This window comes from Arthrobacter sp. TMP15, assembly GCF_039529835.1.
Taxonomy (GTDB): domain Bacteria; phylum Actinomycetota; class Actinomycetes; order Actinomycetales; family Micrococcaceae; genus Specibacter.
The window spans coordinates 994,806-1,007,757 of the sequence record NZ_CP154262.1 but is presented as its reverse complement, the minus strand read 5'-3'; the positions used below and the strand labels follow the sequence as shown (position 1 = coordinate 1,007,757).

The following is a 12,952-nucleotide window of genomic DNA, read 5'->3' as shown; positions in this document are numbered from 1 at the left end:
CCTGAACCACTGCTGTCCCCTGCAGCATCCAGCATTTAGGCATGGCTGCGATTACTGGTGATTCTAACACCGTTACACGAAAAGAGCATTGGCAGCAAACATTTAGGAAACAGACAAGGGCTAGAACAGGGAAAGCTGGCTAGTGGAACCAGCCGGTCCAAGGAATCTAAACGTTAAACTTCTGTTGGGCAGCCAGTAACCCCTCGTTAACCAGCAGCTCAACGGCGTCTGCGGCATTGTCAATCAGAAAAGGGAGGGACTTGTTCTCTGTTGTAGAGAAATCGCGCAGCACATGGCTGGCCGCATCGCCACGTCCGGGCGGCCGGCCTACTCCGGCGCGTACACGGTAGTACTCCTTGGTGCCGAGCGTCCGAGAAATATCACGCAGACCATTGTGCCCGCCCTCACCACCACCCATTTTGATCTTGACGGTGTCAAAATCAATGTCGATTTCATCGTGGACGGCAACCACGTTCCCAACCGGCAGGTTATAGAACTTAGCCAGTGCCGCCGTCGGGCCTCCACTGAGGTTCATGAATGTGGTGGGCTTAGCCAAAATAAGTTTGTGCCCGCCTACCGCTAACCGGCCTGTGGCTATTAGCGCCTTGGCTTTATGGCTCGTAAAAGTGGTTCCAAGGCGGGAGGCAAGTTCCTCAACCACCATGTAACCAATATTGTGCCTGTTACGGCTGTAGCCGGGCCCGGGGTTCCCGAGCCCGACTACAAGCCAAGTTTCACTCATGAAGGGTGCTGATTACTCAGCAGCTGCTTCTGTTGTTTCAGCTTCAGCAACAACTACGGGGTCTGCGAAGTGAACGATCAGCAGATCGCCGTCGTTGACCAGCTCGGAGTTGGCAGGCAGAACCAGATCCGAAGCGTGGATGTGCTGGCCGGCGGCGCGGCCGTTAATGTCAACCTCAATGCGGACAGGAACGTTGGTTGCATCAGCGGAGAGGCTGATAACAACTTCTTCCTGGTTAACAACGGTTGCCGGTGCGGGCTCGCCAACAAGAACAACGGGAACGTCAACAACAACCTTCTCGCCCTTCTTCACTGTCAGCAGGTCGATGTGCTCCACAATCTGCAATACGGGATCGCGCTGGATGTCCTTGACCAGGGCGAGGTGCTTTTCACCATCGATGGTGATGGTCAACAGAGCGTTCGCCGAGCGGATGGCGCGGATGGTCTCAAGTACCGGAAGGACCAGGTGCAGGGGGGCTGCGCCGTGGCCGTAGATGACGGCTGGAATCTGTGCTGCGCGGCGGATGCGGCGTGCGGCACCCTTTCCGAATTCGCTGCGTACTTCGCCAGTCAGGTCCAAATCAGACATAAAAAAGCTCCTTCATTTCTTTGTGGTGGGCGTGGACTAAACAGGTCAACCCAATCCACAACATGAAAGTTAAGGAGCGTAGAAGACCTAGTCGATCACGGAAACTCATAAATGAGCCTCCCTCGCCAAGGTTTACTGCACAATACTAGCAGAATTCACGCCAACGCCCACCCAACGTCCAGAGACATCAACAACTGGACGTTGGGAGGGTACGTGCGGGCTATGCGTCGCCGTCGAACAAGCTGGTCACTGAGCCGTCTTCGAAAACTTCCTTGATGGCACGGGCCAACAGTGGTGCAATAGGCAGGACCGTCAGGGTCGGGAAACGCTTCTCTGCCGGGATGGGCAGCGTGTCAGTGACAACAACTTCGCGCGCGCCACAATTTGCGAGCCGCTCAGCAGCCGGATCGGAGAACACGGCGTGGGTTGCCGCGATAATGACATCTTTGGCACCTGCGTCCTTGAGCACACGCACCGCTCCGGCGATGGTTCCGCCGGTGTCAATCATGTCATCGATCAAAACGCAGGTACGGCCCTTGACCTGTCCCACCACGGTCTTGGACACGGCCTGGTTAGGCACAGTCAAGTCGCGGGACTTGTGCACGAACGCCAAGGGGGCACCACCCAACCGCTCGGCCCATTGCTCAGCCACGCGCACGCGGCCGGTATCCGGGGAAACCACAGTGACGTCGTCGTCCCCTACAATCTTGCGGATGTGCCCAGCCAGGAGCGGGATCGCAAAAAGGTGATCGACGGGGCCGTCAAAGAAGCCCTGAATCTGTGCTGTGTGCAGGTCAACGCTCATGATGCGGTCAGCACCGGCCGTCTTGTACAGGTCAGCCACCAGACGCGCCGAGATGGGCTCGCGACCGCGGCCCTTCTTATCCTGGCGTGAGTACGGGTAGAACGGGGCAACCACTGTGATGCGGCGGGCCGAGGCGCGCTTCATGGAATCCACCATGATCAGCTGCTCCATCAGCCAGTTGTTCAGCGGAGCGGGGTGTGCCTGGATGATGAAAACTTCCTTGCCGCGCACGCTCTCCCCGGAACGGACATAGATCTCACCGTTGGCGAAGTCATAGGCTGACATGGGCAACAACTCTGTCCCCAAACAGCGTGCCACTTCCTCAGCCAGCTCCGGGTGTGCCCGACCGGTAGCCAACACCAGTTTCTTGTCAACGTTATGAATTAATTCGCTCATGGATCCGCTTTCTCGCAATGGTGGGGGAGGTGAGAAGTTTTAGTTTTTGGCATTCGCTGCAGCCTGTGCGGAGACGCTGCCCGGGCGGTTGGCTGAGGTCCACCCCTCGGCGTTGCGCTGTGGAGCCACAGTCAGGCTCAGGGCCCCGGCGGGCACGTCTTTGCGCACAATGGCGCCGGCGCCGGTGAATGCGCCGTCGCCAACGTTCACTGGCGCCACGAAGACAGTATTGGATCCGGTGCGTACTCCGGAGCCGATCACTGTGCGGTGCTTGTTCACACCATCAAAGTTGGCCGTGATGTTCCCGCAGCCAATGTTTGTGTCCTCGCCAATTTCCGCATCCCCGGCATAACCGAGGTGCGAGAGTTTGGAGCCGCGGCCAATGACCACATTTTTGGTCTCATAGAACGCACCAATTTTTCCGTCCGCACCCAAAACGGTGCCCGGACGCAGGTAGGTGAACGGTCCCACGTGGGCTCCCGCACCGATGATGGCGCCCGTGCCGTGCGTACGGGTTACTTCCGCACCGGCCGCGATCTGCACGTCCCGCAGCGTTGAATCCGGACCTACGACGGCGTCACTGCCCACTGTTGTTAGCCCGTGCAGTTGGGTGCCGGGCAAGATGGTGACGTCCTGGGCCAACTGCACAGTGGAATCTATCCAGGTGGTGGCGGGGTCAATGACACTGACCCCTGCGCGCATCCAGGCCTGAACAATGCGGCGGTTATGTTCTGCGCCGAGGGCTGAGAGCTGCACCCGATCATTGGCGCCTTCAACCTGCCAACGGTCGGTGGTGGAAACTGCGGCGACCCGGCCGCCGTCGTTCCTGGCCAGCGAGAGGACATCGGTGAGGTACATCTCGCCCTGATTGTTATCCGTGGTGACACCTGTCAGGGCCTGGCGCAGGACGCCCGCATCAAAGGCGTAGATGCCCGAGTTGATCTCGCGGATCTCACGTTCTGCATCCGTGGCGTCCTTATGCTCACGGATACCCAACACGGTGCCATCTTCGTGGCGCAAGATGCGGCCATAACCGGCTGCGTCCTCAAGGACGGCGGTCAATACTGTGACGGCGTTCTTATCGCTGGTGTGCGTGGCCACGAGTTCGGCCAGGAGTTCGGTTGTCAGCAGCGGAACATCACCGTACGTGACAACAACCGTGCCCTGCACAAGCCCCTGGGCGTCAAGGGCGGTCAAAGCCTGCTGGACGGCGCGGCCCGTCCCGGGAATTTCATCCTGGTCAACAATCTGGGCTGTGTCATCAAGTTCAGCAATGTGAGCTGCAACCAGATCGCGTTCGTGGCGGACAACTACTGCCAGCTTGGCCGGATTCAGACCCTTAGCCGCAGCCAGTGCATGGCCCACCATGGAGGTGCCACCTATGGTGTGCAAAATTTTGGGTACACGGGACTTCATCCGAGTGCCAGCACCGGCCGCTAGAACAATAACGGCTGCCGGGCCTGCGCAATCTTGAGGTGTGTTGTCTTGGGGGCTCACTAAGTGGCACTCCTGCCCGGACAAAAGTCCGATTTCGAACGTACGCAATGGGAAACAACTCCATGGTACCCGCTCGAGGAACACGCCCGATCGTTGAGAACGTGGTTCCGCCCATAGGATTCGAACCTATACTCCACAGCTCCAAAGGCTGGGGTGCTGCCATTACACCAGGGCGGACCATGGGCTTCTTGCTCTCGCTGGAAGCTCACGAGAATATAGTGTGCCACGCGAACAGCATATTTCGCGAGTTGAGAGCTGCGCGGCCGCTGAAATTAACGTTTAAAAGTGGGAAAGCTCACACTCTGGCCTTGAGTCCTGCGCACCGTGGGCTACGGATGTGGCGCCACCGTGATTGCTGCGCCACCATCACGGCCGACGGCGCGCCGGAGTCATAGTGGTCAGCGCCTGGTGCACCCAGTCAAGCAGCACCTCGGGGCGATAAAGAGCAATACTGGCCTTGATCCGCAGTGTGGGGATGCCACGGATCACAAGCACATTGCCCCGACGCAAGTCCTCTTCCCACGCTTGGGAATTGTTGTGATATTGCTCCCCGTCAATCTCCAAACCAAGGACTCCGTCAACAAGAGCGTCCAGGTGCCCCACGCCTGGTACTTTTACCTGGCACTGGACGTTATAGCCGCCCTGGCGCAGATGATATCTGGCACAGGTTTCAGCAATGGACATGGTTTGTGGGTCAATCATGGCAATAATGCGCCGCGCCTGGGCATCTTTGCTGCGGATAAAGGCACCTCGAAGTTCGGCGATGGTGCACTTTTTAAGCACCACTGCCGTTTCCATAACGCACAGCGCCTCAATTTCGGTTCCGCACTGCACACAATGGCGCAGCACATCCCACAGTGTTAACCGGCCCTTGACCCTGTGCACTACACATCCAGGAACGTCCCGCCCGTGAGCCGTTGCCACGTGCGGTACGGCTGGCTGTTGCAACACCCACAGCCCAAGCTCCTGTGCACGGCTAAGACAGTCCCGCGTTGCCTGGTTGAGGGCCAGATGGGAATCCAGCGTGGAGATCCCTGGCAGGGCATAGAGCCCCGGAGCGAGCAGCGCCAGCATCCCAGTATCCAGCGCCCTGTGCAGGGTCCAGTCCGTTGCGCCGTGGGCCAGCAGTGTTTTACGCCGTGCGGTGCCTCCAAGAGAGGAGACAATCAGGTCAACGGATCTTTTCGGGGCGCTGTTGCGTGGTGACATAACACCAGCGTGGCCCCGGAGCGGGCAGGTGAGGGGCCCGGCGTCGTAGTTTTCGCAAAGATGTGGACAACTTGTGCTGGTGCCCACGCTGTGGAGCAATGAGTGACTTTGGCTCCTGCGCACCATGACGGGTCGTGGTGCCGCCAGCCTTAGGGTGGCGGCACCAGCACGGAGCACCGTGCGCAGGAGTCAAAGTGGGGTGGCTACTCGAGAACTTCTGAGGCGCCCAGCCATTCAAGCTCCAGGCCTTCACGCTCAGTGGCAAGCTTGGCCAACTTGGCGTTGAGCTCGGCCAGTGCATCGTAGTCGCCCACGCTGGAGGCCATCTGCGCATGAATCTTGGCGGCTGCGGCTGAATTTTTGCCCAGCTGACGCTCCAACCGGTTCAGCACCTTCCGGGCATCACGCTTCTGCCCCTCCGTGGCACCAGTGGGCGCCGTCGTGGCCGCGGACGAGTTCCCGGCAGAGGGCCCCACGCCGGCGTCAGAACGCAGCTCCAGGTACTGGTCCACTCCCCCGGGCAGTCCGCGCAGCTTGCCGTCACCCAACAGTGCCATCTGGTGATCGGTGACGCGCTCCAGCAGGTACCTATCGTGGGAGACCACAACAAGAGTGCCCGGCCAACCGTCAAGGACGTCTTCCACGGCGGCCAGTGTGTCGGTGTCCAAATCGTTAGTGGGCTCATCAAGCATGAGCACGTTGGGCTCCCCCACCAGCAAGCGCAACAGTTGCAGACGGCGGCGCTCACCACCGGAGAGGTCCTTGACCATGGTCCACTGCTTGTCCTTGGTGAAGCCCAACTGCTCCACGAGCTGGCCGGCGGTCATATCCTTACCAGCCACCTCAAAGGAGCGTTTCTCGCGCTCAATGACCTCTATGACGCGCATTGACATGACGTCGTCAAGCTCGTCAACTTCCTGTGTCAGCACAGCAGTCTTGACAGTTTTGCCGCGCTTAACTTTCCCTGAGGATGGTTCAACCTCGCCGTTGAGCAGACGCAGCAGGGTGGTCTTGCCGGCACCATTGACACCTACCAGGCCCAACCGCTCCCCCGGGGCCAGGCGCAAAGTGATGTTATTAAACAGCTCCTTGGCGCCCTCTCCTTCCCCATACGTCAAGGAAACGTTTTCCAGATCAATCACATCTTTGCCCAAACGAGCCGTAGCCATTTTGGACAGGGCCACGGTGTCGCGCGGTTCAGGCACGTCAGCGATGAGATCGTTGGCGGCCTCAATACGGAACTTTGGTTTAGCCGTCCGGGCAGGTGCGCCGCGGCGAAGCCACGCCAGTTCTTTCTTGACCAGCTGGACACGCTTGCTCTCAACCACCGAGTTCATCCGGTCACGCTCAGCCCTGGCCAGCACATAGGCGGCATAACCGCCGTCGAACGGCTCAATCATCCCGTCATGGACTTCCCAGGTGCGGGTGCACACCTCATCCAGGAACCAGCGATCGTGAGTGACCACCACGAAGGCGCCCTCGTTGGCCCGCCAGCGTTGCCGCAGGTGTTTGGCCAACCAGGCCACGCCCTCAACGTCCAGGTGGTTAGTGGGTTCATCGAGCATGATGACGTCATCATCGCCGATCAGCAGCTTCGCCAGGGCCACGCGCCGCTTCTGTCCACCGGAGAGCGTGTGGATGTTCGCATGCCAATCAACCTCGCCCACCAGGGCACCCATGATCTCGCGAATCTTGGGGTTGGAGGCCCACTCGTGATCGGCTGCCTCGCCCACAATGGCAAAGCCCACGGTGTCCTCGCCATCCAAGACGTCTGTCTGGTCCAGGTAGCTCACCTGAACCCCGCCACGCACTGTGACACGGCCAGAATCAGCGGTTTGCCGCCCGGCCAGCAGGCGCATCAGCGTTGATTTACCGTCACCGTTACGTCCCACAATGCCAATGCGGTCCCCTTCTTCCAACCCAACGCTGATCCCGTCAAGGACAGTTCGGGTGGCGAAGGCGATGCTGAGATTTTCTCCGCCAAGCAAATGAGCCACGGGCTACCACTTTCTTTCAGGTATTTGTTTTAAAGTTCTTTGTTTTTTGCTGCAATAAACAATCATTAAGGGACCAAATGTGCACCATGCACGGGGCCTTCCACAGCCCACGCCGTATGGCCATACTTGGCCAGGGCCTCAGCCAGTTCGCCGGCCCGCTCCGAGCTTTCGGCTAAAAATGCCACCGTTGGGCCGGAGCCGGATACCAGCGAGGCTAACGCCCCCAACTCCTGCCCCTGCGCCAGAACGGCGCTCAAGGAAGGTGCCAGCGACTCTGCGGCGGCCTGCAAGTCATTGTGCAGGCACTGTGCCAGCGCATGGGGATCGCCCGCCCGCAAGGCCGCCAAGACTTCCGCGTCAACCTGGCTTGGTTCCACCGCCGTACAACCAGCGGATGCGCGTAGATCATCAAGCCTCCCGTAAACAACCGGTGTTGACAAACCAAAGCCTGCTGGCACCAGTACCCAGTGCAGCGGTGTGGGTGCCAGAGCCGCTGTCAGCTCATCCCCCACTCCCAGTCCGACGGCGGCACCCCCCAAGAGCGCGAACGGCACGTCTGCGCCCAGTTCGGCACCCAAAAGGGAGAGTTCCTCCCGAGAAAGCCCTGTGTGCCAGAGCGCATCGCAGGCAACTAAAGTCGCTGCCGCATCGGCTGAACCACCACCCATACCGCCGGCAATGGGCACATGTTTAATAATTTCCAGATGGACGCCACAGGGGTTTTCGGCAACATCTGCCACCAGCCTGGCCGCCCTAACAGCTAAGTTGCCGCTATTAAGCGGTATGCCCGCTAGTGCGTCAGCGTCAAGCGAGCTGGTATCACTAATGCTCACGGTTATGTCTGTGGGTGCGGTGCCTGGCTTGGTTGTGGCTATGACTTCTTCATAACGTGACACGGCCAAATACGTGCTGGCAACCCCGTGATAGCCATCGTCACGGAGCGGTCCCACGTGAAAGGAGGCGTTAATTTTCCCCGGAGCTCTCACTCTGAGCGTGCGTGGCGCAACGGCAAAGAGCGGGTCTCTGCCAAACTCGTCCTCGTTAGCGGTGTTTATGTTCGCCTTGTTCAATGGGTCCATGGGCTATGCCGTGAAGGGTATCTTGGCTTCGGCGATGCGGGCAAACGCGGCAACGTCAATGACTTCACCACGGGCACTAGGATCCACCCCGGCCACGCGCAAATACGATTCGGCCGCAGCTGCACTGCCAGCCCAGCCAGCTAGTGCTGCACGCAGGGTTTTGCGACGTTGGGCAAACGCTGCGTCAATCACGGCAAACACTTCAGCACGCGATGCGCGGGTGACCGGTGGGTCATGGCGAGTGAAGGCGACAAGTCCTGAAGAGATCTTCGGTGCTGGCCAGAACACATTCATGCCAATGACTCCGGCCTTGCGCATTTGCGAATACCACGCGCCTTTCACGGAAGGAACCCCATACGTTTTGGAGCCCGGTCCTGCCACCATCCTGTCTGCCACCTCGTCCTGGACCATGACAAGCCCGTGACGCAATGAAGGGAAATTCTCCAGCAGGTGTAGCACCACCGGCACTGCCACGTTGTACGGCAGGTTGGCGACGAGGGCCGTAGGCTCACCGGGAAGTTCGGTGATACGCATGGCATCGGAGAGCACCACTTCTAAGTTCCCCGCTAGTTCGGGGCGGAATGCGGCAACGGTTGACGGTAGTTTAGCCGCCAGCACCGGGTCAATCTCAACGGCCACAACCCGGGCAGCTGCATCCAACAGGCCCAAGGTCAGCGAGCCCAGACCCGGCCCCACCTCAAGGACCGTCTCATTGGGGTCAACATTGGCGGCAGCGACAATGCGCCGGATGGTGTTGCCGTCAATGACAAAGTTTTGTCCCAGCGTTTTGGTGGGGCGCACACCAATCTCTTCCGCGAGGCGGCGAATTTCGGTTGCACCCAATAGGGGCTGGGTTGCGGGGCTGGGAGCGGGGGAGGTCACCCAATAATCGTAGCCGCTATTAACACAAGACTCCCCCGCCGCGGGAATCGCGGCAGGGGAGCTGATGAATTATGTGCAGCTATTTACGGCTTTATTGCCGCACAGCTTTATTACCGCACGGTTTTGTTACCGCACGGCGTGGGCACAGCCCCACGGGCCGAGACCTGCCTTGGCGTAGTAGGTGTTCGCCACGGCGATCTGCTGGGCTTTGGTAGCAAGGCTTGCATTGGGGGCGTACGCTCCGCCACCGTTGGCCATCCAGCTGCCGATGTCGAATTGCAGGCCGCCGTAGTATCCGTTGCCGGTGTTGATTGACCAGTTGCCGGTGGACTCGCACTGAGCGATGGCATCCCACATGGCTTCGTTGGACATGGCCGGGGCTGGCGCACCGGTGACAGCACCTTCAGCTGCCGGGGCAGCCTTGGGTGCCGGGCGTTCCTTGGAACCCACAGAAATCTTGGCGGCTACTGGTTCCTGCACAACTTTCGAGCCTGTTTCGGTCCGGCTAACAACCACGCCGTCAACTGTGACCGTACGGAAAGTCTTCTCCAGGGAGCCTGGGACTCCTTCAGCGAGGGTCTTCTTTTCATCCTTGAACATCTTCGCGTCAACGCTCTCCACAGTCTCGAAAGGAACGGACTCGGTTTCGTTGGCGGTTCCGGCGGTGTCAACGCGGGTGACCTTAACAACCATGTTCTCCACCACAGGGGCGGTGCTGGGTGCAGAGAGTTGGTCAGTTTCTGCCAGGCTCACGCCTACTTCATCCAGGAAGTGCGAAACGTTTTGCGCTGTAGTCGTTGCAACGGTTTTTTTGCCGTCTGCCACAAGCGTGACCTGCTTGGGGGTGATGATGCTGATGTCATCAGAGCTGGCGATCAGTGCATCTGCCGGTACGGAGATACTGGCGTTGGCGGCGATGCCCAACTGGCTGATCAACCCGCTGATCTTGTTTGAGGTGGTGGTGACAGTTTGTTCTGCGCCATCTAGGCTCACCGTGATGTCCTTGGCCGTGTTGACGGTGATTGTGTCCCCGTCTTTTACTGCAACCGCAAGGCTGGGGGTGACGTGATCTGCCCCGGCAACGCTGACGTCTGCGCCCTTGAGTACGTCAGCAACCGAACCACCAAAGGCCCGTACTGAACTACTCTGGCCGTCCACCACAAGGGTGACGGACTTGTTTGCAGTGACAAAGGCCATCAGACCTGCCACGAGGGCTAGTGCGACTGCGGCCTGGCACGCAAGCTTCAGATAGCTCAATTTGCCATTGACGGTAAGGAATGAAAACACGGGTTCCCGTAACTACTAGAGCATCCGGGCACGGAGAAGAAGCGAACAATTCGCCGCTTGTTTTCCGCCGCCTTAAAGCACGGACTGAAGCGCCAAATTGTTCTTTCGAACGTTTTCCCACAGATCCATTATGAACGGAAGGATCGTGCGGTATTTCATCCGTTGGTCTTCCCCGACCACGGCTAATAGTCCCTCAGCGTAACCTAAATGTGACCTTTTGGACAAGGCTTGGTAACGGTGGAGTGATAAATGCTACATTCTCAATCGGCCCATGATCCGTAAACGGACTCGGTGTTTCTGCGCAGGAGTTGGCACATGTCAGTCAGCTCAGTCTCCAGTAACTGTGCCATGGTTTGCACCGTGTACGGCAGCATATAGCTGGCATTGGGGCGCCCGCGGAAGGGATGGGGAGTTAAGAACGGTGCGTCAGTTTCGGCCAACAAAAGGGCTGGATCCGCCACCACAAGTGCTTCGCGCAAGTTGTGGGCGTTCTTGAAGGTCACGGTGCCTGAAAATGACATGTACCAGCCATTTTCGTTACAAATTTGTGCCAGTTCAGCGTCTCCTGAGAAGCAGTGAAAGACAAGCCGCGATGGCGCACCCACTTCCCGCAATATGTTCAGCACATCCGTGTGCGCGTCACGGCAGTGGATCTGTAAAGCAAGGCCCCGTTGCTTTGCAATCTCCAGGTGTCCACGAAATGAATGGTGCTGGGCGGGCAGACCATCCTCGGGCGTCCTAAAATAGTCAAGTCCCGTTTCCCCGATGGCGCGAATCCGGGGATGAGCGGCCAGCGCATCAATCTCCACCAGCGCCTCATCCAGGGTGCCAGCCTGCGCCAGCTCCGGTGCATCGTTGGGATGGATTGCCACAGCACCGAGCAGGCGTGGGTCAGCATCAACGGCGGCAACGGTGAAGCGAGACGAGGGCAAGTCACAGCCCACCTGCACGGCACCGGCAATGCCAACAGCTTCGGCCGCATCAAGGGCCGCCTGCAGCTCTATTGGAGAGTCGCCAAAATCAAAATGCGTGTGGTTGTCATACACGGGCATGGGCAGTGCTGGCGGAGCCGGAGCAAAGGCACCCCGCTGGGCACCGCCGTCGTGCTTAAGCATTTCGGGGCGGTAAGGGCGGGGAACCTCGTCAGTGCACATGGTTGCCCACTTTACCGGGCAGCTGGGGAACTGCAGGGACTTTTCCTGCCCGGGTGCCGCCAAAAAGTTCTCAAGCTAGTAGCGTAGGTCACAGCACTCGGACGCATTTTGCGTCCGGCAGCAACATGAAGGGTGGAGCATGCACCAGCAGGAGACATTGTTGACGCTCGACGGCGCGGGCACGGCGCGGCGGAAACCACCACCTCTGGGCTCCCCCGGCACAGCAGGCGCCTCCGCAACAGGAGGAGAAGCGGAACGGACAGCGGTCATGGAAGCAGAGATTTTCCTGCAGCTGAGCGAAAAAATTATGGCCGCCATGAACACTGTCATTGACGGCAAGGAAGAGTCGGTTCGCCTCTCCTTGACCGTGCTCCTGGCAGGAGGGCACCTGCTGCTTGAAGACGTGCCGGGCGTGGGAAAAACTCTGCTGGCAAAGACCCTGGCACGGACGGTTGACTGCTCCGTGGCAAGGATCCAATTCACCCCGGACCTGCTGCCCAGCGACATTACAGGGGTGTCAATTTTCAACCAATCCTCCCAAGTATTCGAGTTCCGTCCCGGCGCCATTTTTGCCAATATTGTGATTGGTGACGAGATTAACCGGGCGTCGGCCAAGACCCAGTCCGCTCTTCTTGAATCGATGGCTGAACACCAAGTCAGTGTTGACGGCACAACCTATACTTTGCAGACACCGTTCATGGTGATCGCCACGCAAAATCCCATTGAGATGGAGGGGACGTATCCGCTCCCTGAGGCCCAGCGTGACAGGTTTATGGCTCGGATCTCCATGGGCTATCCCGACACTGTGGCCGAACTTGCCATGCTGGAAACTCACCAGTCGGTGAACCCGCTTGACTCCGTCCAGGCCGTTGTCACGGAGGACCAGATTGCGGCGATGATCGAGTCCGTTGCCGCCGTCCATGTCTCCCCGGCGGTGCGTGCGTACACAGTGGCTCTGGGTCAGGCAACCAGGAACAGCGCCGATTTGCGCCTGGGTGCCAGTCCGCGAGCGCTACTTCAACTTTTGCGGGCAGCCAAAGCGGCGGCAGCCCTGCGTGGACGTGGTTTTGTGCTTCCGGATGACATCCGTAACCTTGTTCAGCCTGTTCTGGGACACCGTCTGCTCCTTGAGCGCAGCGCTGCTAGCCAAGGTCTCACGGTAGAGGCCGTGATCCAAGAACTGCTGGCAACGGTGCCGGTGCCGGGTGGGGCGGGCTCTAGTGGGGCTGCTTCTGGCGGGGCGTCTGGAAGCCCTGGAACTACTGGGGGCAGACCGGGCAGGCGCGCCGTGAAGGACGCCTGGAACCGGTAGAGTC

11 protein-coding genes and 1 tRNA gene are annotated in these 12,952 nt (G+C 59.3%); 1 reads left to right on the top strand and 11 read right to left on the bottom strand.

Annotated elements, in window-relative coordinates; genetic code table 11:
- Positions 1–166 precede the first annotated feature (166 nt).
- The 11 genes from pth to AAFM46_RS04455 all read right to left on the bottom strand — a co-directional run bounded on the left by pth (position 167) and on the right by AAFM46_RS04455 (position 11,597).
- A complete protein-coding gene (pth, locus tag AAFM46_RS04505) occupies positions 167–742 on the bottom strand; it encodes an aminoacyl-tRNA hydrolase (protein ID WP_343319803.1) in 576 nt (191 codons plus the stop codon).
- A 12-nt stretch (positions 743–754) separates the two neighbouring features.
- Positions 755–1,330 carry a 50S ribosomal protein L25/general stress protein Ctc gene (locus AAFM46_RS04500; protein ID WP_343319802.1) on the bottom strand — a complete coding sequence of 192 codons (576 nt, stop codon included), beginning with the start codon at positions 1,328–1,330 and terminating at the stop codon, positions 755–757.
- A gap of 220 nt (positions 1,331–1,550) precedes the next feature.
- Complete coding sequence (locus AAFM46_RS04495) at positions 1,551–2,531, bottom strand: ribose-phosphate diphosphokinase (RefSeq protein ID WP_283530385.1); 981 nt, start codon at positions 2,529–2,531, stop codon at positions 1,551–1,553.
- A 39-nt stretch (positions 2,532–2,570) separates the two neighbouring features.
- Positions 2,571–4,028, bottom strand: a complete 1,458-nt coding sequence (gene glmU / locus AAFM46_RS04490; protein ID WP_343319801.1) for a bifunctional UDP-N-acetylglucosamine diphosphorylase/glucosamine-1-phosphate N-acetyltransferase GlmU — start codon at positions 4,026–4,028, stop codon at positions 2,571–2,573.
- 102 nt (positions 4,029–4,130) lie between these two features.
- Positions 4,131–4,205, bottom strand: a tRNA-Gln gene (locus AAFM46_RS04485).
- Between the two features lie 189 nt (positions 4,206–4,394).
- Positions 4,395–5,237 (bottom strand): hypothetical protein, encoded by an 843-nt coding sequence (locus AAFM46_RS04480; RefSeq protein ID WP_343319800.1) that lies wholly within the window; start codon positions 5,235–5,237, stop codon positions 4,395–4,397.
- A 203-nt stretch (positions 5,238–5,440) separates the two neighbouring features.
- A complete protein-coding gene (locus AAFM46_RS04475) occupies positions 5,441–7,234 on the bottom strand; it encodes an ABC-F family ATP-binding cassette domain-containing protein (protein WP_283530391.1) in 1,794 nt (597 codons plus the stop codon).
- Between the two features lie 65 nt (positions 7,235–7,299).
- On the bottom strand, positions 7,300–8,313 hold the full coding sequence (locus tag AAFM46_RS04470; protein ID WP_343319797.1) for a 4-(cytidine 5'-diphospho)-2-C-methyl-D-erythritol kinase: 1,014 nt from the start codon (positions 8,311–8,313) through the stop codon (positions 7,300–7,302).
- A 3-nt stretch (positions 8,314–8,316) separates the two neighbouring features.
- Positions 8,317–9,195, bottom strand: a complete 879-nt coding sequence (gene rsmA, locus AAFM46_RS04465) for a 16S rRNA (adenine(1518)-N(6)/adenine(1519)-N(6))-dimethyltransferase RsmA (protein ID WP_283530396.1) — start codon at positions 9,193–9,195, stop codon at positions 8,317–8,319.
- A gap of 126 nt (positions 9,196–9,321) precedes the next feature.
- The gene (locus AAFM46_RS04460) at positions 9,322–10,452 is read right to left on the bottom strand and encodes a transglycosylase family protein (RefSeq protein WP_343319795.1); all 1,131 of its coding nucleotides are present in this window, start codon (positions 10,450–10,452) and stop codon (positions 9,322–9,324) included.
- Positions 10,453–10,742: 290 nt separating this feature from the next.
- Positions 10,743–11,597 carry a TatD family hydrolase gene (locus AAFM46_RS04455; RefSeq protein ID WP_343320354.1) on the bottom strand — a complete coding sequence of 285 codons (855 nt, stop codon included), beginning with the start codon at positions 11,595–11,597 and terminating at the stop codon, positions 10,743–10,745.
- Between the two features lie 307 nt (positions 11,598–11,904).
- Here AAFM46_RS04455 and AAFM46_RS04450 point away from each other — a divergent pair, with 307 nt between their 5' ends.
- On the top strand, positions 11,905–12,948 hold the full coding sequence (locus AAFM46_RS04450) for an AAA family ATPase (protein WP_283530859.1): 1,044 nt from the start codon (positions 11,905–11,907) through the stop codon (positions 12,946–12,948).
- The last annotated feature ends 4 nt before the right edge of the window (positions 12,949–12,952 follow it).

Coding starts and splice junctions, on each gene's coding strand:
- AAFM46_RS04470 (WP_343319797.1), bottom strand. CDS start 8,313: ATGGACCCATTGAACAAGGCGAACATAAACACCGCTAACGAGGACGAG.
- AAFM46_RS04500 (WP_343319802.1), bottom strand. CDS start 1,330: ATGTCTGATTTGGACCTGACTGGCGAAGTACGCAGCGAATTCGGAAAG.
- AAFM46_RS04455 (WP_343320354.1), bottom strand. CDS start 11,597: ATGCTTAAGCACGACGGCGGTGCCCAGCGGGGTGCCTTTGCTCCGGCT.
- AAFM46_RS04480 (WP_343319800.1), bottom strand. CDS start 5,237: ATGTCACCACGCAACAGCGCCCCGAAAAGATCCGTTGACCTGATTGTC.
- AAFM46_RS04495 (WP_283530385.1), bottom strand. CDS start 2,531: ATGAGCGAATTAATTCATAACGTTGACAAGAAACTGGTGTTGGCTACC.
- pth (WP_343319803.1), bottom strand. CDS start 742: ATGAGTGAAACTTGGCTTGTAGTCGGGCTCGGGAACCCCGGGCCCGGC.
- AAFM46_RS04450 (WP_283530859.1), top strand. CDS start 11,905: ATGGAAGCAGAGATTTTCCTGCAGCTGAGCGAAAAAATTATGGCCGCC.